Genomic DNA, 18,951 nt, shown 5'->3' with positions numbered 1-18,951 from the left:
GCAGGGACCATGGCGGAAGAGTTGCCCGGAACGGACGTCGCAGCGGATACGGCCGCTGGAGCTGCATTTCCCGTAGCGGGTCAGCCGTTGCTGCGCATCGAGGGCGTCGCCAAGACGTTCGGGACGTTCCGGGCCGTGGACGGTGTCTCGCTCGACATCAAGGCCGGCGAGTTTTTCGCGCTGCTCGGGCCCAGCGGCTGCGGCAAGACCACGCTGTTGCGCATGCTCGCCGGCTTCGAGGCGCCGGATGAGGGGCGTATCCTGCTTGGCGGCAAGGACATCGCGCAGGCGCTGCCGCATGAGCGTCCGATCAACATGATGTTCCAGAACTACGCGTTGTTTCCGCACCTCTCGGTGCGCGACAACATCGCCTTCGGCCTGAAGCGCGCCGGCTTGGCGCGCGCCGACATCGCCACGCGCGTTGCGGAGATGCTCGCATTGGTGAAGCTCGAGGGCCTGGAGAAGCGCAAGCCCGACCAGCTCTCCGGCGGCCAGCGCCAGCGCGTGGCGCTGGCCCGCGCTTTGGCACGCCGGCCGCAATTGTTGCTGCTCGACGAGCCGCTCGCCGCGCTGGACAAGAAGCTGCGCGAGAGCACGCAAGGCGAGTTGATGGAGCTCCAGCGCCGGCTCGGCATGACCTTCATCATCGTCACCCACGATCAGGAAGAGGCGATGACGATGGCGAGCCGGATCGGGGTGATGAAGGTCGGCAAGCTCGCCCAGGTCGCGAGCCCCCGCGAGCTCTACGAGGCGCCGCGTTCGCGCTGGATCGCGGAGTTCGTCGGCGACATCAATCTGTTCGACGCCGAGTCCAGATTGCGCGACGGCCATCGTCTGGTCATCGGCACGCGTGATGCGGGGACGCTGGTGGTGGCCGAGCCGCGCGAGCCGGTCGGCGCGGGAAAATTGTCGGTCGCGATCCGTCCCGAGAAGGTCAAGCTGTCGCGCCGCGGCCCGGTGAGCGAAGCCGGCCATGAAACGGCGATCAACCGGCTGGACGGCGTGATCGCCGACATCTGCTATCTCGGCGGCACCACCACCTACAAGGTGAAGCTCGACACCGGCGGGATGGTGCAGGCGTCCGTCGCCAACAGCGCGCGCCTCGACGTCGACGCCTACAGCCTGAACCAGCACGTGGTCGCCTGGTTCACGCCCGACGACTGCGTGGTGCTGCCGTCATGAGCGGACGCCGGATCTTCGCGCGACCGGCGCGCTTCGCCGCGATCGCCCCCTATGTCTGGATGGTGCTGCTCTTCCTGGTGCCGTTCGCCTTCGTGCTGAAGATCAGCCTGTCGCAGACCGCGATCGCGCAGCCGCCCTACGAGCCGGTGTTTGACCTGGCGGCGGGATGGGAATCGCTCAAGGCGGCCTTTGCCGCGCTGTCGCTCGACAATTTCAGGCTGCTCGGTTCCGACGACATCTATGTGTACGCCTATGTGCGCAGCCTGACCGTCGCGGTCACGGCGACGGCGCTGCTGCTCCTGATCGGCTATCCCATCGCCTATGGCATGGCGCGGTTGCCGAAGCGCTGGCAGGCGGTGGCGATGGTGCTGGTGATCGTGCCGTTCTGGACCTCGTTCCTGATCCGCATCTATGCCTGGATCAACATCCTCCAGCACGACGGCCTGCTCAACCAGATCCTGCTCGCGCTGCATCTGGTCAGCCAGCCGGTGGTGTGGCTCTCCACCGATACCGCGATGTATATCGGCATCGTCTACTCTTATCTTCCATTCATGATCCTGCCGCTCTATGCCACGCTCGCCAAGATGGAGCCGGCGCTGGAGGAGGCGGCCTCCGATCTCGGCGCGCCGCCCTGGCAGGTGTTCTGGCTCGTCACCTTCCCGCTGTCGCTGCCCGGCGTCGGCGCCGGCGTGCTCTTGTGCTTCATCCCCATTGTCGGCGAGTTCGTGATTCCGGACCTCCTGGCCGGCTCCAATTCGCTGATGATCGGCCAGACCCTGTGGCTCGAATTCTTCACCAACAAGGATTGGCCGGTCGCTTCCGCCGCGGCGATCGTGCTGCTGGTGGTGCTGCTGGTGCCGCTGTTGCTGTACGAACGGCTGCAGAAGCGACAACTGGAACAGGGGCGGTGAGCCGATGCGCAAGGTCTCTCGCCTGTCCCGCTTCAATATCGCCTCGCTCGCGCTGGGGCTGGCGTTCCTCTATCTGCCGATCCTCATTCTCGTCATCTATTCCTTCAACGCCTCGCGGCTGGTGACGGTGTGGGGCGGCTGGTCGCTGCGCTGGTATCACGAGTTCTTCAATGACCGCGCGATGATCGAGGCGGCCTGGATGAGCCTGCGGGTCGCGGTCTCCTCGGCGAGCATCGCCACGCTGCTCGGCACGCTCGCCGCAGTGGCGCTGTCGCGCGGCGAGAGGTTCCGCGGCCGGACACTGTTCTCCGGCATGCTCTATGCGCCGCTGGTGATGCCGGAGGTGATCACCGGACTGTCGCTGCTGCTCTTGTTCGTCGCGCTGAACGCCGAGCGCGGCTTCTGGACGGTGACGATCGCCCATACCACGCTGACGATGTGCTTCGTCGCCGTGGTCGTGCAGTCCCGCCTCGGCTCGCTGGACCGCTCGCTGGAAGAGGCGGCGATGGACCTCGGCTGCAATCCGGTGCGCGCGTTCGCGGCCGTCACGCTGCCGTTGATCGGGCCCGCGATCGTCGCCGGCTGGATGCTGGCCTTCACGCTGTCGCTCGATGATCTCGTGATCGCGAGCTTCACCACCGGTCCGGGCTCGGCCACCTTGCCGATCCGGATCTATTCCGAGGTGCGCCTTGGCGTGAAGCCCGAGATCAACGCGATCTGCACGCTGGTGATCGGCCTGATCGCGGTCGTCATCGTGATTGCTTCGCTCGCTTCGAAGCTGTCGAGCTCGCAGGGCGAGAGCGCGGCGCCGCTGTAGCCGTTCGTGCAGCGTGCCATCCACGCGCCGAGCCTTGTATTGCGGCGCCGAGCTGGCGCAGCGCGAGGCTGTCGAGCGGAAACTCGAGCAGGATGTGGATCAGGCTCAGCGCCAGCAGGAAGGTGAAGCCGAACGCATAGTCGTAGAAATAAAGCGCGGTGGATGCAGCGCTGGCGGCGGCCATCGCTGCCAGCCGGGCCTTCGGCACCTCGGTCCAGCGGATCACGTCGGCTTTGATGAACCAGTTGAGGTAGTGATAGGTGTAGACGAAGGCGAGCAGGCTGGTCAGCCTGGTGTCGAGGACGAGGCCGGGCACACCGAACAGCCGGCCGAGAGCCGGGCCCACATTTCCGAAATAATCCTGGCCGACCCGGCAAAGCTCGCGATCCGGATTTCGGCGGTCTGCGGCAGCAGCAGGATCGTGGCAATTGCGGCGAGGTAGACGACCACCAGCGTGGCCTGCACGCGGCTGCCGGACCGATAGGCGCCGAGCATCATGAAGATCAGCGTGAACAGCGAGACGTGAACGAGCGTCGGGATCAGGATGCCGATCACGGCGAGCGACGATCCGCTCGAATACATGATCGCGGACAGGGCGATCGCCGCCATGAACAGCAGCATGCTCTCGACCGCGGATGTGGTCGCCGCCTGCATGGCGCAGACGATCAGCGCGCCCCACATCGCGAAGCCGAACCACGAGGCGTTGTCGATCAGCGCCGCGACCACGGCGACGATTGCCAAGGCTACGGCAATCCCGCGGTGAGGCAGATAGTAGCTGCGATCATGCAGCCAGGATATCTCGGTGAAATAATGCGCCGGGCCGAGCACGACATAGGCCAGCAGCAACAGCTCGAACGGCACCAGATAGGCTGCCGCGAGCGCGAGCAGCATCAGGCCGAGATGGATCGCGTCGTTGCCGCGCATGATGACGAGCCCGTGACAGGGCTTCGAGGTTAGAGCAGGCGTGGACAATCTTCAATTGTCCACGTTGTCGCTCGAACGCTGCTTGCGGCGACCGGATGCGTCCTGTCGCGTCAGGACTTCACTGCACCCGCGGTGAGCCCGCCAACCATGTAGCGGCGGAAGGCGTAGTAGATCGCTGCCGGTGGCAGCGCGTAGATGAAGCCGGTGGTCATCAACAGCTCCCACGGCGAATCGTCGGCGGCGAGGAAGTTGCCGAGCGCGACGGGCAGCGTGATCTCGCGGTCGTTGGAGAGCAGCAGGAACGCGTAGAGATATTCGTTCCAGGCCAGCAGCACCGCATAGGTGCCGATTGCGACCAGCGAGGGCATCATCAGCGGCAGATAGACCAGCCGGAATATCTGGAGCGTCGTCGCGCCGTCCATCACGGCGGCTTCATCCAGCTCGACCGGCAGCTTGTCGGAGGCCTGCTTCAGCACCCAGATCGCGTAAGGGCTGGCGATCGTCACCATGGCCAGGATCAGCGACCAGTGATTGTTCAGGAGGCCGTAATTGCCCATGGTGCGGTACATCGGCACGGCGAGGAACGCCGCGGGGATGAAATAGGTGAAGAGCGCCAGGTTCATCACGATGCGCCCACCGGGCACCCGCAGCCGCGAGATCGAGAACGCGGCGGCGGTGGCGATGAACAGCGTCAGCACGCCGACCGACGCCGCAATCACCAGCGAGTTCCAGAACTGCACATAGAAGTCGCGCAGGAAGTAGTGCTGCTGCTTGAACACGATCTCGAAGTTGTGCAGCGTCGGATGGTCGGGCCAGAGCTTGCCCGAGAACGCGTCCTCCTTCGGGGAGATCGCGAACAGGAACATGTGATAGATCGGCACCATCGTCCAGATGAAGACGGGAATGCCGATCAGCAGCAACCGCGCTTCGGTCGCGACTTCGCGTAAGGAGGGAAGCTTCATCGCGACAACCGTTTCATCATGAAGTACACGAGCGGCAGGACGAACGGCATCGCACAGACGATCGATGCCATTGCCAGCGAGAGCTGGTCGAGCCGGAGATAGCGGATGCCGAGCGTCGCCAGCACATGCGTGAGGTCGGCCGGGCCACCGCCGGTGAGGAGGTAGACGCTGTTGAAATCGCCGAGCGTCCAGATCATCGAAAGCAGCGTGCAGGTGATGTAGAGCGTCTGCATCGACGGCCAGGTGATGAAGCGGAACTTCTGCCACCAGCTCGCGCCATCCACCTCGGCGGCCTCGAACAGATCGTGCGGTATCGCAAGGCGTCCGGTGATCAGGATCAGCGTCCAGAACGGCAGCGACTTCCAGATGTGGACGCCGATCGCCATGGTCAGCGCCACCGTCGGGTCGTTCAGCCAGTTCGGGCCGTCGTCACCGGTGAACGAGAAGATGAGGTGGTTGATCACGCCCCATTCGGGATTGAGCATGAAGCGCACGGACAGGATGGTCGGGATCGACGGCACCGCCCAGGGCAGGATGAAGATCACCGAGAGCCATTTGATCCAGGTGCGCTGCTGGGCGAAGAAGCCGGACAGGAACAGCGCGATCAGCATCTTGATGTTGATGCCGATGACCAGGAAGATCAGCGTGTTGACCGCGGCGCGCGCGAAGATCGGGTCGTTGTAGAGCGCGACATAGTTCGCCGGCGCCCGCGCCAGCCACAGCCCGTAGCAGACGGGATAGACGACGAAGGCGAGGAAAACCAGCAGATAGGGCGCGAGCAGCGCGATGCCCCAGGCCTGCGCCGGGGTCAGCCGCGACGACAAGGGCGGCGCGGGGATTGCCTGATCGCCAGAGAGCGTGATCGCCATTCTTTTCGGACTCTTCAAAGAGTTGCCGGCCGCGAAACGCGGCCGGTGTTGTTCTTATACCTCTCCCCGCAAAGCGGGGAGAGGTAAAGGATGAATTAACCCGCGACCTGCTTGATGCGGGCGATCAGTTCGTCGACGGCCTTGTCGACCGGGACCTTCTCGCTGACGACCCGGTTCATCGCCTTGGCCCACACGTTCTCGTTGTTGAGGATCGTGAACTTCCAGTTCTTGGTGAAGTCGAACGCGGCGGTGCCGCCGGTGAACTGGGCGTAGACCGCCTTGCGGTGCTTGTCGGCCTGCCAGAATGGGCTGGCCTGGCTTTCCTTGGTCACCGGGAACCAGCGGCCGAGCGCGCCCTCGATATAGGGACGGACGTTGTCTTCCTGGAGCAGGAAGCTGATGAACTGCTTGGCCTCGGCCTTGTTCTTGGCCGCGGTGAAGACCAGCCCGGTCTTGACGTCGGAGCGGTAGCGGATGGTCGACCCGTCAGGCGCCTTCGGGAAGGACGCCGTGACGATGTCCTGCTCATAGGCCTTCTTGCCGGCCTCGCGCTGCTCGGGCGTGAGCGCCTGGTTCTGGGAGTCCTCGTACCACTTCGCCGCGATCGAGATCGTGAAGTTGTGGGTCATCACGATGGTCTTGTTGTGGAATGCGACGTTGTTGTCCGGATCCTTCCAGGTCGTGGACGAGGGCGGGGTGCAGCCCTTGATGTAGGTGTCGGTGTAGTCCTTCATCGCCTTGATCAGGTTCTCGCGGACCTTGGGATCGTCGACCAGCAGCTTGCCGTCGTCGTCGACCAGCTTGACGTGGTAGGCGTCCATGAAGGTGTAGAACGACTGGAAGGCGTCGGTGGATTCCACGCCCATCGGCTGGCCGACGGCGTAGATGCGCTGGCCGGTGGCCTTGCGGATCCCCGGCTGCACCTTGTCGCACCAGAACGACCAGTAGCCTTCCCAGTCGGTCGGGATGTCGGCGAGCTTGAAGCCGGCCTTCTCCAGCATGTCGTTCCAGATCTGGACGTGCATGCTCTGCTGCTTCAGCGGGAAGCCGTAATAGGCCTTCTTCTTGGTAACGTCGTTATAGAGGATCGACGCATCCAGCGTGTTCTGCACGAACCGATCCTTGATCGGCTCCATGACATCGGTGAGGTCCTCGAGCTTGCCCTCATAGGCCCACTTGCCCTGCGCCTGCACGTCATAGGAGTCGGAATAGGCGACATCGGGCACGGTGCCGGCATCGAGCGCGGCGACCGTCTTCGGAATCATGTCCTGAATCGCGTACTGCGACAATTCGACCTTGATGCCGGTCTTGGCTTCGAACTTCTTGATCGTCTCGATCAGCGCGTCGTCTTCGGAGCGGTAGAAGCCCTTGCCCCACCAGACCGTAATCGTCTTCTGCTGCGCAAATGCGGGTGCAGCGGCTGCGAACAGCCCGGCCGCAGCGACCGCCAGTGTGACTGCGCCAATAACCTTGGATCTCACGTTTTTCTCCCTCAAACGGCCGGTGTTTTTAACCGGTCGTATAAAACACTAGCGCATGGCCGTCAGCCGATCTAGCGGCATGTTGTCAGACCTAGGTCGTGGGAACGGCGCTTGTGGAGATGATTAACGTGCGCATCGATCCAATCGCCGCATCAATTAGCGGCAATCAATTCGGGTTCTGCGTTCTGATCGCCTGACCATGTGCATCCGTACCTGCTCGCGACTGGCGAAGCCCGGCCTTGTAAGCGGTATGAGGACTGAACGCAACGCAGTCGGCTGGCCACGCTATGGTGCTGCGGCCGGAGGACGCAAAATGCCTCTGAAAACACGGCGGGGCTGATCCGAGGAACTTCCGGTTCGACAGGGGAACGGTCTTGCAGCGCTGCGCTGCCGACCTATTAGCGTTTCCTCTTCAGGCCCGCCGAATCGAGTTTGCCTGAGCGGATCGGGGCTTCGGCTTGTCTTGCCCGCGCGTCCCGGAAGGCGTGTGCCACGCCTCGAGAAGCATCTTGAGAAACTGGCTCGCGTGAGGAGATAGCGTCGCCCCGTGCCTGCGCACGATTCCGATCGTCCGCGACACCTCCGGCTCGATCAACCGAACGGTGTGAATGATGGGGTGACCGGCGGCGGGCGTCGCAAGCTTCGGCAGCACCGCGATGCCGAGTCCCGCTTCGACGAGGCCAAGCGAACCGGAGAGGTGAGCGACCTCATAGGACCAGTTCAGCTGCAGGCCGTGTCGCGCGAGCGCATTGTCGATCAGCGCGCGATTGCCGCTGTTGCGACCGACGGTGATGACCCGGTGTGACACAATCTCTGACCAGCTGACCCGTTTGCGTGATGCCAACGGATGGTCATGACGGCAGGCCAGGACGAAGGGATCCTCAACCAGTTTCTCGAATTCGATCTCGGCATGCGAAGCACCGATGAAATTGATGCCGAAGTCGGCTTCTCCGCGCGCGACCGCTTCCAATCCTTCATTGGCACCGATGTCCAGAATCCGGATGCGAATGCGTGGATACGTTTCGGCAAACCGGCCGATCGCACGCGGCAGGAAGTAGAACACCGCTGTCGGCACCGCAGCCACCGAGACCAGGCCCGAACTTCGCGCGCCGATATCGTGGATGGCGAGCACCGAGGTCTCGAACTCGTCGATGAGGCGGCGCACCTTCGGCAGGAAATCACGGCCGGTCATGGTGAGATTGACGTGACGCGTCGAGCGTTCGAGCAGCGGCGCACCGAGGCTTTCATCCAGCTTCTGAATGCGTCGGCTCAGCGCCGGCTGCGACAGGTTCAGCGCCCTGGCGGTGCGCACGAAGCTTCCCGTCTCCGCCACGGTGATGAATGCCTTGAGGTCGAGAAGTTCTGCGTTCATGGCAAGCTCAATTGTATCGATAATCGGAATAATACATCAGATATTTGCATTTCACAAAAGAGTTCTGTCGAGGGATAGCGAAGTTGTCGCGAACGGAACAGCTCCATGAACGATCAGATTGCCATTCGCTGTGTGGTCATGCGCGGGGGCACCTCGCGCGGGCCGTTCTTCCTGGCCCGCGATCTTCCGGCCGACCCCAAACTGCGCGACGCGATCCTGCTATCTGTGATGGGAGGGGGGCACGATCTTGGAATCGACGGGATCGGCGGCGGCAATGCCGTTATCAACAAGGTCGCGATCGTTGGACCGGCATCGGTGCCAGGCGCCGATGTCGACTACCTGTTCGCCCAGGTGCGTGTTCGTGAAGGCATCGTCGATACCTCCCCGAACTGCGGAAACATGCTCGCGGGGGTGGGGCCATTCGCAATCGAAGCCGGCCTGGTCGCCGCCGCCGCGGATCGCACCCATGTGCGGATCCACAATGTTAACACCGGCAAGCTGATTGACGCGACCGTTCCGACCCCCGCAGGGCGCGTGACTTACGACGGCGAGGCGCGGATCGACGGCGTACCGGGAACGGCCGCGCCGATCGAGCTGTCGTTCCCCGACGCGGCCGGCGCAAGCACTGGTCGTCTCCTGCCCACCGGACGACCGGTCGATCGCATCGAAGGGATCGATGTGACCTGCATCGACGCGGCGATGCCCGTTATGCTGGTCCGCGCGGCGGATCTGGGGTGGACCGGCCGTGAGGCTCCCTCGGACTTCGCCGACGGCGGCTTTCGCGCGCGCCTCGAAACTTTGCGCATCGAGGCCGGATGCCGGATGGGCTTTCCAAATTCCGCGACAATGGTGATTCCGAAGCCGGTTCTGATTGCGCGCGGAGGCGAGGCGACGTTGAGCACCAGGTATTTCATGCCGCATGACTGCCATAACGCGCTGGCGGTGACCGGCGCTGTCGCGATCGCGACGGCATGCGTCACGCCCGGGACGATCGCGGCAGAGATGGTCGGACCCATGGCGCCGCCGGTGCCGATCACCCTCGCCCATCCCTCCGGCCAGCTCGTGGTTCGGCTGGAGCCCGGCCCGGTTGCCCGGGTGCTGCGGACGGCCCGGCGAATCTTCGAGGGCCACGTCTTCGCCCGTCGATCGCACGTGCCTCATTTGGTGCTGGCGGCCTGAAGCCGGGCTGCTTTTAAACCTCAAGAATAACACAAGGGAGAAACGAGAATGCAGATGCGAGCGCCGGCTGGGTCCGCGAGCAGCGAGCCGCGAAAGCCGTTCTACCGGATTCTCTACGTCCAGGTGCTGATCGGTCTCATGCTGGGTGTCTTCACGGGCCATTTCTGGCCCGAATTCGGCGCCGCGCTGAAGCCCTTTGGCGACGGCTTCGTCAAGCTGGTCAAGATGATGATCGCGCCGATCGTATTCTGCACCATCGTGAGCGGCATCAACAGCATCAGCGATTCCCGCGAGGTCGGCCGCGCGCTGGTGAAATCCATGGCGCTGTTCTACCTGCTGACCGTGCTCGCGTTGCTGGCCGGGCTGATCGCCGTGTCACAGATCCAGCCGGGCGTTGGCATGCATGTGTCCGTCAATACGCTGGATCCGTCGGTGGCCGCGAAATTTACCAAGCAGGCAGGTGCGACCGGATTTGCGGACTTCATGCTGCACATCATCCCGCACTCCTTCTTTGGAGCGTTCGCCGATGGCGAAGTGCTGCCGGTGTTGCTCGTCTCCATCCTGATCGCCTTTGGCCTGAGCCGTGCCGGCGATGGCGGCGTTGTGGTGACGAAAGCGGTCGAGTCGTTCTCACAAGTGCTGTTTGTGTCCTTCGGCTTCATCATGAAGCTCGCTCCGCTCGGTGCCTTTGGGGCCATGGCGTTCACCGTGGGGCGCTACGGCATCCGATCGATCGGCTCGCTCGGACTGCTGATTCTGACCTTCTATATCGCCTGCTCTGTCTTCGTGGTCGTCGTGCTTGGGACGCTGGCGCGGCTGAACGGCTTCAGCCTGTGGAAGACGATCCGCTACTTCAAAGAAGAGCTGCTGATCGTGCTCGGCACGTCGTCGTCGGAGCCGGCGCTGCCGGGCGCGCTGCGCAAGCTGGAGCAGCTCGGATGCCGGAAAGGCGTGTCAGGGCTCGTGTTGCCGTTGGGCTATTCCTTCAATCTGGACGGCAGCGCCATTTACCTCACCCTGGCGTCCATCTTCATCGCGCAAGCCTGCGACATTCATCTGTCGTGGGGGCAGATCGCGGCGATGCTCGGCCTGATGCTGCTGACGTCCAAAGGGGCGGCAGGTGTCACCGGCAGCGGCTTCGTTGCGCTTGTCGCGACCCTCTCCGTCATGCCGGATCTGCCCGTGACCGGCGTGGCGCTGCTCGTCGGCATCGACCGCTTCATGTCGGAAGCGCGGGCGCTGACCAGCATGATCAGCAACTGTGTCGCGGCCATCACCATTTCGCTGTGGGAGGATGCCTGTGATCGCGAAGTATTGGCCCGTGAACTGGGGCAGAGCGTCACGCGCGAGGTCGCGGCGGGGACGGCGATCGGCGGAGCAACCGTGGTGCAGGAGAACGAGAGCTGGATTTCGACGACGCAATCGGCCGCTTGAACCCGAAGAGAGCGACGCCGATCACTCTAGTTGGACTTGGCGTTTTCCTTGGCGTTCTCCGCCGTCGGCGAGTCTGCCGGGGCGGGACGCTTGCCGGTGCCGGTGATGCGCTCGATCGCGGAGCGCACGGCGTCGCCCGCCTTGCGGTCCTTGAGCATGTCGAGCAGGGGCGCGGACGCGGGCGAGCGGCGGATCAGGCTTTCCGGATCGGGAAAGATCAGGGGATCATCCCAGGGGCCCTGCACAACGAAGGGCAATTCGAAGCCCGAGGCGCTGTTGAGGCTCGCCACGCCCTTCATGTCGTATTCGCGCGTCGGCACCGAGGCGGTGCCGGTCATCGTGATCTTCGCCGCCGGTCCTTCGACGCGGATGTCCTCGGCGGTAGCGACCCCGTCGGAGAATTTCACCGCGATGGTGAGATTGTCGTAAGGCGTCGAGCCGTTGCGGAAATTGCCGCCACCGGACAGCGGCCGGCGCTCCAGCCGCTTCAGGAGCTGTTCGGCATTGAAGCCCGAGATCGCGCCGTCATGCCCGGTGACGGTGGCGCTGCCGTCGAGCGACTGCACGAGGCCGAACGGGCTCGAGCCGGAGGCAACGAGGGAGACGTTGATGTTGCCGCGGCCGGACAGCTTGTTGAGGCCGAACAGTTCGGAGGCGCAGGCCTGGAGGTCGACGTCGGTGAACTGGAATTGCGCCTTGATGTCGGCGACGGTGTCGGCGCGCGCGATGCCGAACGAGCCCTTGGCGATACCGCCATAGACCTGGGCCTCGCCCACCGAGAGCGCCAGCGTGCCGTTGCGCAAATTGGCGCCGATCGCGGTGCGGCCGAGCTTCGACGGCCCGACCGTCAGCCGCGCCGCCGACAGGCGCATGTCGAGGTCGGTGGTCGAGAGCCCGTTGAGATCGAACAGCTGCCTGTTCCAGTCGCGCGCGCCGCTCGCGAGCAGGCGGAAGGTCGAGATATAAGGCGTGAAGTCGAGCGCGTCGGCGGCGAGCGTCGCCTGGAGCGTCTGCCGGCCGTTGTTGGCGTAGGTCATGACGCCCTCGGCGGCGTTGCCGTCGAGCTCGACATTGACGTTGGTAAGCGCGATCGAGGCGCCGACGACATTGGCGCGTGCCTTCAGCGCGAAACGGCCGAAGCCGCCGCTGCCGGGCTGCGGCTGGCCGGTCCAGCGCAGCGCGTTGCGCAAGGACGGGCTGTCGATCGTGAGCGTGCCTTCCATCATCGGGCTGGTGCGGTTGGCGACGCTGCCGTCGAAGGCGAGCTTGAGCGGGGCGCTGGCGATCCGCGCCTTCAGGCCGGAACGGTCGCCGGAGAGGGCGGCGACGAAGTCGGCGAAGCTGATCGAGCCGTCGACGCGTTCGCCGCGCCAGTCGAACTGGCCGGTCGCGGCGAAGGAGCGCGAGATCGAGGGCCAGGCCAGCGACAGGTCGATGTCGTCGAACTGCTCGGTGGCGTGCGTGGCGGCGTCCTCGTAATTGAGCACGCCGTCCTGGATCCGGATCTCGGAGAACGAGACCTGATTTTCGGCGCCGGGCTTCATGGTGCGCGCAATGGTCTGGATGAAGGGCGTCCAGTTGCTCTCGCCGTCCGGCTTCAGGCTGACATGGATGCGCGGCCGTAGCAGCGTCAGGTCGGCGATCTCGAACCGTTGCAGCAGCAGCGGCAGTAGCCGCAGATTGGCGGTGAGCACGTCGACACGGAGCGCGGGGTCGCTGGTGCCGCCGCCCTTCAGGCCGACGTCATGGAAGGAGATGTAGCTCGCCGGCAGCACCGAGATGTCGATGGGGCCTGCGACACTGAGCTCGAGCCCGGTGACGTCGCGGATCTGCGCTTCCACGGCCTTGCGCAGCGCCTCGCGGTTGATGAGCCAGGAGGTCGCGATCAGGGCGATCAGCGCGACGCCGAGCAACGCCGCGATCGGCGTCCCGAGGCGCTTCATTCCTTGGGCCATGGTCAATGGCGTGTCCTGATCGGGTTGGTCGTTGGAGCCAAAGGGGCGGGCCGGGAAACCCGCGCGCCCCACGCCCAAGCCTTGTTACGTCACAAGTCCTGTTATGTTAAGTGCTGCAACTTGATGGGTTTTCTTGTCGCTTTCAAGGCCGGGGGCGATCCTGCCCACGGCGTGGGCAGCTTCTACCACCGCCCCGCGGAGCGGAGAACCCCGTATCATTGACGGCTTCGGACGATTTCGCCTAATAATCGCTGCCAATAAGGCGCGACGCCCGCAAGCCGAAGGTTCAGTCGAGGTTTTTGCATGAACAAGGTCTATCCCGACGCCAAGTCGGCTCTCGACGGCATTTTGAAAGACAACATGATGATCATGTCGGGCGGCTTCGGCCTCTGCGGCATCGCCGAGGAGCTGTCGGACGCGATCCGCGAGTCCGGCGTCAAGGGGCTGACGGTCGTCTCCAACAATGCCGGCGTCGACGGCATCGGGCTCAGCCGCCTCCTGGAAACCCGGCAGATCAAGAAGATGATCTCGTCCTATGTCGGCGAGAACAAGCTGTTCGCCCAGCAGTTCCTGGCCGGTGAGCTGGAACTCGAATTCAACCCGCAGGGCACGCTGGCCGAGCGCATCCGCGCCGGCGGCGCCGGAATCCCGGCCTTCTACACCAAGACCGGCGTCGGCACGCTGATCGCCGAAGGCAAGGAAGTGAAGGAGTTCGACGGCGAGAAGTACCTGATGGAGCGCGGCCTGTTCGCCGACCTCGCCATCGTGCACGCCTGGAAGGGCGATACCGCCGGCAACCTCATTTACCGCAAGACCGCGCGCAACTTTAACCCGATGATGGCGACCGCCGCCAAGATCACGGTGGCCGAGGTCGAGCATCTGGTTCCGGCCGGTGAACTCAATCCCGACCACATCCACACGCCCGGCATTTTCGTGAAGCGCATCGTCGAGGTCGGCACGGCCAAGAAGCGCATCGAATTCCGCAACACCCGCCCGCGCACCGCCGCTTAAGCGTCAGGAGACTCACATGGCCTGGACCCGTGAACAGATGGCTGCGCGCGCCGCCAAGGAACTGCGTGACGGCTACTACGTCAATCTCGGCATCGGCATCCCGACGCTGGTCTCGAACTTCATCCCCGATGGTGTCGACGTCAGCCTCCAGAGCGAGAACGGCATGCTCGGCATGGGCCCGTTCCCCTATGAGGACGAGGTGGATGCCGACCTCATCAATGCCGGCAAGCAGACCGTGAGCGAGCTGCCCTCGACCTCGTATTTCTCGAGCGCGGATTCCTTCGGCATGATCCGCGGCGGCCACATGGATCTGTCGATCCTCGGCGCCATGCAGGTGGCCCAGAACGGCGATCTCGCCAACTGGATGATCCCCGGCAAGATGGTCAAGGGCATGGGCGGCGCGATGGATCTCGTCGCCGGCGTCAAGCGCGTCGTCGTTGTGATGGAGCATTCCGCCAAGGACGGCTCGAAGCTCCTGAAGAAGTGCAATTTGCCGCTGACCGGCGAGCGCGTGGTCGACATGGTCGTCACTGATCTCGCCGTCTTCACCATCGACAAGCACGGCGACGGCGGCATGGCGCTGATCGAGCTCGCCGACGGCGTCTCGCTCGACGAGGTCAAGGCCAAGACCGAGGCCGAATTCCGCGTCGCGCTGAAGAACACGTAAGGTCGTCGCAGAGGGGGCGCGCATGACGATACGGTCTGCGCGTCCCGAAGACGCCGGTTTCATCGCACAAACCATCCTGCGATCGATGCGTGGCTACCGGCCGCGCGGCTGGTTCGACGTCGCGCTCGGCTGGCCGGAAGCGGAATGCCTCGATTTCATCGCGCGCGTCGCGGCCACGCGCGCGGTATCGATGTGGCATGTCTCGCAGTATTGGATTGCCGAGGTTGATGGTGCGCCGGGCGCGGCGCTATGCGCCGTGCCAGCGTCCGGCACCGGTCCTGCGGCCTGGCGCGCGATCGAGGAAGTCGCAGCCGCGATCGGGCTCACCGCGTCGGAGCTGGAAGCGATCCGCCAGCGCGGTGGCTATGCGCGCGGCTGCTGGGTTCAAGGCGGCGAGGGCGATTGGATGATCGAGCATGTCGCGACCGATCCTGCATATGGCGGCCGCGGCCTCGTGCAGGCACTGATCGCGCATGCGCTGGATCAGGGGCGCGCGGCTGGGTTTCGACGGGCGACGATCTCGTTCCTGATCGGCAACGTGCCCGCTGAACGCGCCTACGCCAAGGCCGGCTTTGTCCTTGCGGAGGAGAAGCGTGATACCGCTTTCGAGGCGATCATCGGCGCACCGGGATTTCGCATGTTTGCGCGCGCGATTTAAGCGCGCTTGGTCTCCGCATTCGACACTGTCATGCTCCGCGTAGGCCTGGAATACCGGATTGCCCGCCTTCGCGGGCAATGACGGCAGGAGGGCGGCTACGACCTCGCCGCCCACGTCTTGCTCCACCGCGCCGACACGCTCGCGACCCACGACGGCTCCTCGCGCACCAGGCGGAAGCCGAGATTGGCGGGCGGCACGCCCTGCGCGCAGCCGCCAGCGCGGGCGTCGCGGATGAAATCGGTGACATAGGCGCGGTGGGCGCCTTCCGCGATGCGCACGCCGCAATTCACGGTCGCCCGGCCGGCATTGCCGGCCGCGTCGGTCCGCGAGCGCACGAAGCAGGTCGAGGTCCACTCCCAGACGTTGCCGGCGAGATCTTCGATGCCGTGCTCGTTCGCGCCGAATTTGCCGAACGCATAGGCCGTCGTGTCGGAAAGGTCCCGTTCGGATTCCCGCTCATAGCGGCTGATCCAGCGCTTCGAAGGATTGTCCGCGTCCACCGGCGCGCCATCGTCCTTGAAGCGCGAGCCCGCCGCAAACGCCCATTCCGCGTCGCTCGGCAGGCGCCACGTCTTGCCGGTCCGGTGCGAGAGCCAGCCCGCATAGGCCTGTGCGTCGTGCCAGCTCACCTGCACCGCGGGGCGATCGGTGGCGATCGCCACGTCGCGATCGAGCGCGCGGCAGGCGCCGTCCTGCACACAAAGCTGGTAGTCGGACGACGAAACCTGATGCCGCATGACATGCAGCGGCCTCGTGAACCGCATCGCGCGCAGCGGCGCTTCCGCCTGCTGTCCGCCCCGCGTGAAATCGCCCGCCTCGCGATAGGACAGATTGCCCGGCGCGATCTTGACGATCGCGGGCTCCGTCGCCGTGCCGCGGACCGCCATGTCCGAGACCAGCGGCGCCACCGCGATCGGTCCTGCGAGTCCGGCCGCGCAAGCCAGGACCAGTTTCAGCTTGAATGCGATCAGCATGTTGTCCCCCGAAAGGAAGAAGGGGCCGGTGATCCACCGGCCCCTTGTCGCGTCTAGTTGGTGTTGGCCGGGATTTCCGCAGGCGCCTTCACCTGGGTCATCAGATCGTCGTTCCACTTGCCTTCGACTTTGAAGTGCGCGGTGGCGCCGAGGTCGGCGGCCTCGATCAGGTTGTGCGTGACATAGGCGTAGATGCCGGGCTGCATGAACTTGTACATCGCAGCCCCTGCCGAGCCGCCGCGGATGAACCAGGTCTCCAGCCCGACCTCGGGTGCATTGCCGAATTTGCCGGTCTCCCAGACATAGTCGCCATGGCCGCCGATCAGATGCGGGCGGCTGTCGCGATTGGCCTGCGAGTGCACGATCAGCACGTTCTCGCCGACATTGGCGATGAGCGCATTCTTGCCGGTAAGCGCGCCGACCTTGCCGTTGAACACGACATGGGATGGGATCAGCTTCTTCATCACCTCTTCGGTGTCGGTGAAGGCTTCGCCCGGCGAGTCATACGACTTGAAATTGCCCTTCTCGTCGCGCGGCACGTACATGTCCTGCTCGCCGACATAGTAGACCTTGTCGTATTTCAGCGCGTGGCCCTTGCCGTCGTTCAGTCCATCGCGCGGCAGCACCATCACGGCGCCGTTCATGCCGGAGACGACGTGCCAGGGGATCATCGGGCCGCCCGGCGCGCAGTGATAGACGAACACGCCGGTCTTGGTCGCCTTCCAGCGCAGCACGACCTGCTCGCCGGGATTGATCAGGGTGAGCGCGCCGCCGCCGAGCGCGCCGGTCGCGGAGTGAAAGTCGATGTTGTGCGGCATGGTGTTGGTCGCGGGATTGACCAGCGTCGTTTCGACGTAGTCGCCTTCATGCACCACCATCAGCGGGCCCGGCATCGAGCCGTTGAAGGTCATCGCCTGGAAGGTGGTACCCTTCTCGTCGATGACGACCTTCTTCTCCTCGATCGTGAGCTTGAACTCCACGATCTTGGGGCCCTGCTTGGTCGCCTGCTCGTGCGCATGCACGAACGGCGGGGCGACCAGCTCCACTTTCTGGCGCGGCAGTTTGAGATCGTCGGCGGCCAGGGCGGGTGTCGCCAGCATCAGGGCGGTCGCGGCGGCGCTGATCAATGCGGCTCTGCGGGTGAACATCGGAAGCATCCTTCATCTGAAATGGTTTTGATGACGGGATGCAGTGTGCGCCTGTTACGGCAAGAGTGTTTGCGCTGCAACAAGCTTTCGCCGGATTCGCCTCCGCAACAGTACTTAGATCCTTCAACGGAGCAGGATCGGTGACACCACGTTGACCGCGTCCGACGGCGTGATGCGGATGTCGAGGCCCAGCGACCAGCGGCCAGACAGCGGCGCCGACATCCTGACTCGCCACTGATCGTTGCCGACGCGTTCGGCGTTTGCGGTCATCGGCGCCACGCCGTGCTCGGGGTTGCCGAGCGTGACTGCAACGGCGTCGGCGCTCAGCGGCAACTCGTTCGGCATCTTCGAGCTGGATTGCGATCTCGACCGGACCGGCACGACCGGGTGAGACCGTGACGTTCGCCATGGCCTTCTCGGCATGAAGATGGGTGAAGAAACTTTCGTCGGCTTCGGAAACCATCGTGGGCGGAGTGGCCGCCGCCGGCTCGGGGTGGTGCGCGGGCTGCGCGATCTCCGTGCGCTCTGTTTTCTCCGGTGCCTGCGCGCCGATAGCCTGTACGTCGAGCGTCACTTTCACTTCGCCGGCATGCTCGAACGACAGCGTCACCGGTACCTGGTCGCCGACACGAAGTGGAGCATCGAGGCCGATGAACATCAGGTGTCCGCCGCCGGGGGCAAGTTCAACGATTTGTCCGGGGGCGATGACGAGCCCGTCGATGAGCGGGCGCATGGTCATGACGCCGTTGTTGACGGCCATTTCGTGGATTTCGGTTCGAAGCGCATGGGCGGCCGATGCGGTCTGCAACCGCTCCGGCGCGTGGCCCCTGTTCTCGATCGTCAGATAGCCGCCGGCGACCTTGGCTCCCCCGGGCGTCGCCCGGCTCCAGGCCCTGGTGATGACGAGATCGCCGCTGGTCGTGTCGGCGGCGAAGGCGGGCGGCCAGACAAGGCATGTCAGGGCGACCGCGCCGGCAAATGCGCGCTTGGATGAGATCATGATCGAGGCCTTCGCGAAGACGCGGCTAAAGCAAATGAATGGCAACCCAGACCGCGGCCCAGATCGCCAGCGACAGGACGGCGAGGACGGCGATTACGGCGGCCAGAGTGTGCACGATACCGGCCGGGGCCGGCGAGGCCGGAACCGGCCGGAAGTCGTCGAAACGCGGGATATGGCCGCGGACGTCGAGCAGGGAGAAAATCAGTTCGAGTGCGAGAAGCCTCATGGCAAACGCTCCGGATGCCGTGCGAATTGCCCGTGATCATTGCGCGGAACCGTCCGCTGCGCTTTGCGCGAGCGCAATGTTTGCGGTGCCCCGGTCCGACTTTGCGCGAGCGCAAGGTCGCTTCCGCAAATCCGGGTTAGCTGAATACATTCCGTGATTTGCCGCGGCTCCGCAAGCGGCC

At 64.5% G+C, this 18,951-nt stretch carries 19 protein-coding genes and 1 pseudogene; 8 read left to right on the top strand and 12 right to left on the bottom strand.

What is annotated here, in order from left to right:
- The first annotated feature begins 9 nt into the window (after positions 1–9).
- Genes ACFLEY_RS40920 through ACFLEY_RS40910 form a run of 3 tightly spaced genes read left to right on the top strand, consistent with a single transcriptional unit; the run spans position 10 to position 2,910 of the window.
- Positions 10–1,182 carry an ABC transporter ATP-binding protein gene (locus ACFLEY_RS40920; RefSeq protein WP_060910269.1) on the top strand — a complete coding sequence of 391 codons (1,173 nt, stop codon included), beginning with the start codon at positions 10–12 and terminating at the stop codon, positions 1,180–1,182.
- Positions 1,179–2,093, top strand: a complete 915-nt coding sequence (locus ACFLEY_RS40915) for an ABC transporter permease (protein WP_011089841.1) — start codon at positions 1,179–1,181, stop codon at positions 2,091–2,093. Before ACFLEY_RS40920 ends, ACFLEY_RS40915 begins: the two co-directional genes overlap by 4 nt.
- Positions 2,094–2,097: 4 nt before the next feature.
- Positions 2,098–2,910: an ABC transporter permease gene (locus ACFLEY_RS40910; RefSeq protein ID WP_060910271.1), complete on the top strand. Its 813-nt coding sequence runs from the start codon at positions 2,098–2,100 to the stop codon at positions 2,908–2,910.
- Here ACFLEY_RS40910 and ACFLEY_RS40905 read toward each other — a convergent pair.
- The 6 genes from ACFLEY_RS40905 to ACFLEY_RS40880 all read right to left on the bottom strand — a co-directional run bounded on the left by ACFLEY_RS40905 (position 2,843) and on the right by ACFLEY_RS40880 (position 8,518).
- Positions 2,843–3,226: a hypothetical protein gene (locus tag ACFLEY_RS40905; protein WP_249163134.1), complete on the bottom strand. Its 384-nt coding sequence runs from the start codon at positions 3,224–3,226 to the stop codon at positions 2,843–2,845. The two genes, ACFLEY_RS40910 and ACFLEY_RS40905, sit on opposite strands and share 68 nt — an antisense overlap.
- A complete protein-coding gene (locus tag ACFLEY_RS40900; protein WP_249163133.1) occupies positions 3,196–3,882 on the bottom strand; it encodes a hypothetical protein in 687 nt (228 codons plus the stop codon). The genes ACFLEY_RS40905 and ACFLEY_RS40900 overlap by 31 nt, the downstream gene beginning before the upstream one ends.
- Positions 3,883–3,944: 62 nt before the next feature.
- Positions 3,945–4,796 carry a carbohydrate ABC transporter permease gene (locus tag ACFLEY_RS40895; RefSeq protein ID WP_011089838.1) on the bottom strand — a complete coding sequence of 284 codons (852 nt, stop codon included), beginning with the start codon at positions 4,794–4,796 and terminating at the stop codon, positions 3,945–3,947.
- Positions 4,793–5,665 (bottom strand): carbohydrate ABC transporter permease, encoded by an 873-nt coding sequence (locus ACFLEY_RS40890; RefSeq protein WP_011089837.1) that lies wholly within the window; start codon positions 5,663–5,665, stop codon positions 4,793–4,795. The genes ACFLEY_RS40895 and ACFLEY_RS40890 overlap by 4 nt, the downstream gene beginning before the upstream one ends.
- Positions 5,666–5,760: 95 nt before the next feature.
- Positions 5,761–7,146, bottom strand: a complete 1,386-nt coding sequence (locus tag ACFLEY_RS40885; RefSeq protein WP_011089836.1) for an ABC transporter substrate-binding protein — start codon at positions 7,144–7,146, stop codon at positions 5,761–5,763.
- Between the two features lie 412 nt (positions 7,147–7,558).
- Positions 7,559–8,518, bottom strand: coding sequence for a LysR family transcriptional regulator (locus tag ACFLEY_RS40880; RefSeq protein ID WP_211433932.1), 960 nt, complete (start codon positions 8,516–8,518; stop codon positions 7,559–7,561).
- Positions 8,519–8,623: 105 nt separating this feature from the next.
- On the opposite strand from ACFLEY_RS40880, the gene ACFLEY_RS40875 reads away from it, so the two are divergent.
- A complete protein-coding gene (locus tag ACFLEY_RS40875; protein ID WP_060912878.1) occupies positions 8,624–9,697 on the top strand; it encodes a 4-oxalomesaconate tautomerase in 1,074 nt (357 codons plus the stop codon).
- Positions 9,698–9,751: 54 nt separating this feature from the next.
- On the top strand, positions 9,752–11,131 hold the full coding sequence (gene dctA / locus ACFLEY_RS40870; protein ID WP_129557651.1) for a C4-dicarboxylate transporter DctA: 1,380 nt from the start codon (positions 9,752–9,754) through the stop codon (positions 11,129–11,131).
- A 26-nt stretch (positions 11,132–11,157) separates the two neighbouring features.
- On the opposite strand, the gene ACFLEY_RS40865 is transcribed toward dctA, so the two are convergent.
- On the bottom strand, positions 11,158–13,086 hold the full coding sequence (locus ACFLEY_RS40865) for an AsmA family protein (protein ID WP_060910274.1): 1,929 nt from the start codon (positions 13,084–13,086) through the stop codon (positions 11,158–11,160).
- A 303-nt stretch (positions 13,087–13,389) separates the two neighbouring features.
- Here ACFLEY_RS40865 and ACFLEY_RS40860 point away from each other — a divergent pair, with 303 nt between their 5' ends.
- The 3 genes from ACFLEY_RS40860 to ACFLEY_RS40850 are packed head-to-tail and all read left to right on the top strand — an operon-like array spanning position 13,390 to position 15,422.
- Positions 13,390–14,097 (top strand): CoA transferase subunit A, encoded by a 708-nt coding sequence (locus ACFLEY_RS40860; RefSeq protein WP_011089830.1) that lies wholly within the window; start codon positions 13,390–13,392, stop codon positions 14,095–14,097.
- Positions 14,098–14,113: 16 nt separating this feature from the next.
- Positions 14,114–14,764 (top strand): 3-oxoacid CoA-transferase subunit B, encoded by a 651-nt coding sequence (locus ACFLEY_RS40855; RefSeq protein WP_011089829.1) that lies wholly within the window; start codon positions 14,114–14,116, stop codon positions 14,762–14,764.
- A 22-nt stretch (positions 14,765–14,786) separates the two neighbouring features.
- Positions 14,787–15,422, top strand: coding sequence for a GNAT family N-acetyltransferase (locus ACFLEY_RS40850; RefSeq protein ID WP_060910275.1), 636 nt, complete (start codon positions 14,787–14,789; stop codon positions 15,420–15,422).
- Between the two features lie 95 nt (positions 15,423–15,517).
- Here ACFLEY_RS40850 and ACFLEY_RS40845 read toward each other — a convergent pair whose 3' ends face one another.
- The 5 genes and pseudogenes from ACFLEY_RS40845 to ACFLEY_RS40825 all read right to left on the bottom strand — a co-directional run bounded on the left by ACFLEY_RS40845 (position 15,518) and on the right by ACFLEY_RS40825 (position 18,770).
- Positions 15,518–16,396 carry an SUMF1/EgtB/PvdO family nonheme iron enzyme gene (locus ACFLEY_RS40845; RefSeq protein WP_028173041.1) on the bottom strand — a complete coding sequence of 293 codons (879 nt, stop codon included), beginning with the start codon at positions 16,394–16,396 and terminating at the stop codon, positions 15,518–15,520.
- Between the two features lie 53 nt (positions 16,397–16,449).
- Positions 16,450–17,544, bottom strand: coding sequence for a copper-containing nitrite reductase (gene nirK / locus ACFLEY_RS40840; protein WP_060912879.1), 1,095 nt, complete (start codon positions 17,542–17,544; stop codon positions 16,450–16,452).
- A 123-nt stretch (positions 17,545–17,667) separates the two neighbouring features.
- The gene (locus ACFLEY_RS40835; protein ID WP_060910276.1) at positions 17,668–17,889 is read right to left on the bottom strand and encodes a hypothetical protein; all 222 of its coding nucleotides are present in this window, start codon (positions 17,887–17,889) and stop codon (positions 17,668–17,670) included.
- A 190-nt stretch (positions 17,890–18,079) separates the two neighbouring features.
- Positions 18,080–18,544: pseudogene (locus ACFLEY_RS40830) on the bottom strand (copper chaperone PCu(A)C); the annotation flags it as partial.
- Positions 18,545–18,569: 25 nt separating this feature from the next.
- On the bottom strand, positions 18,570–18,770 hold the full coding sequence (locus ACFLEY_RS40825) for a hypothetical protein (protein WP_028173043.1): 201 nt from the start codon (positions 18,768–18,770) through the stop codon (positions 18,570–18,572).
- Positions 18,771–18,951 lie beyond the last annotated feature (181 nt).

The organism is Bradyrhizobium sp. YCK136 (genome assembly GCF_044570075.1).
In the GTDB taxonomy this organism is placed as follows: domain Bacteria; phylum Pseudomonadota; class Alphaproteobacteria; order Rhizobiales; family Xanthobacteraceae; genus Bradyrhizobium; species Bradyrhizobium diazoefficiens.
Note: the sequence above shows the minus strand (reverse complement) of the source record. Positions and strands in the feature narration are given on the sequence as shown.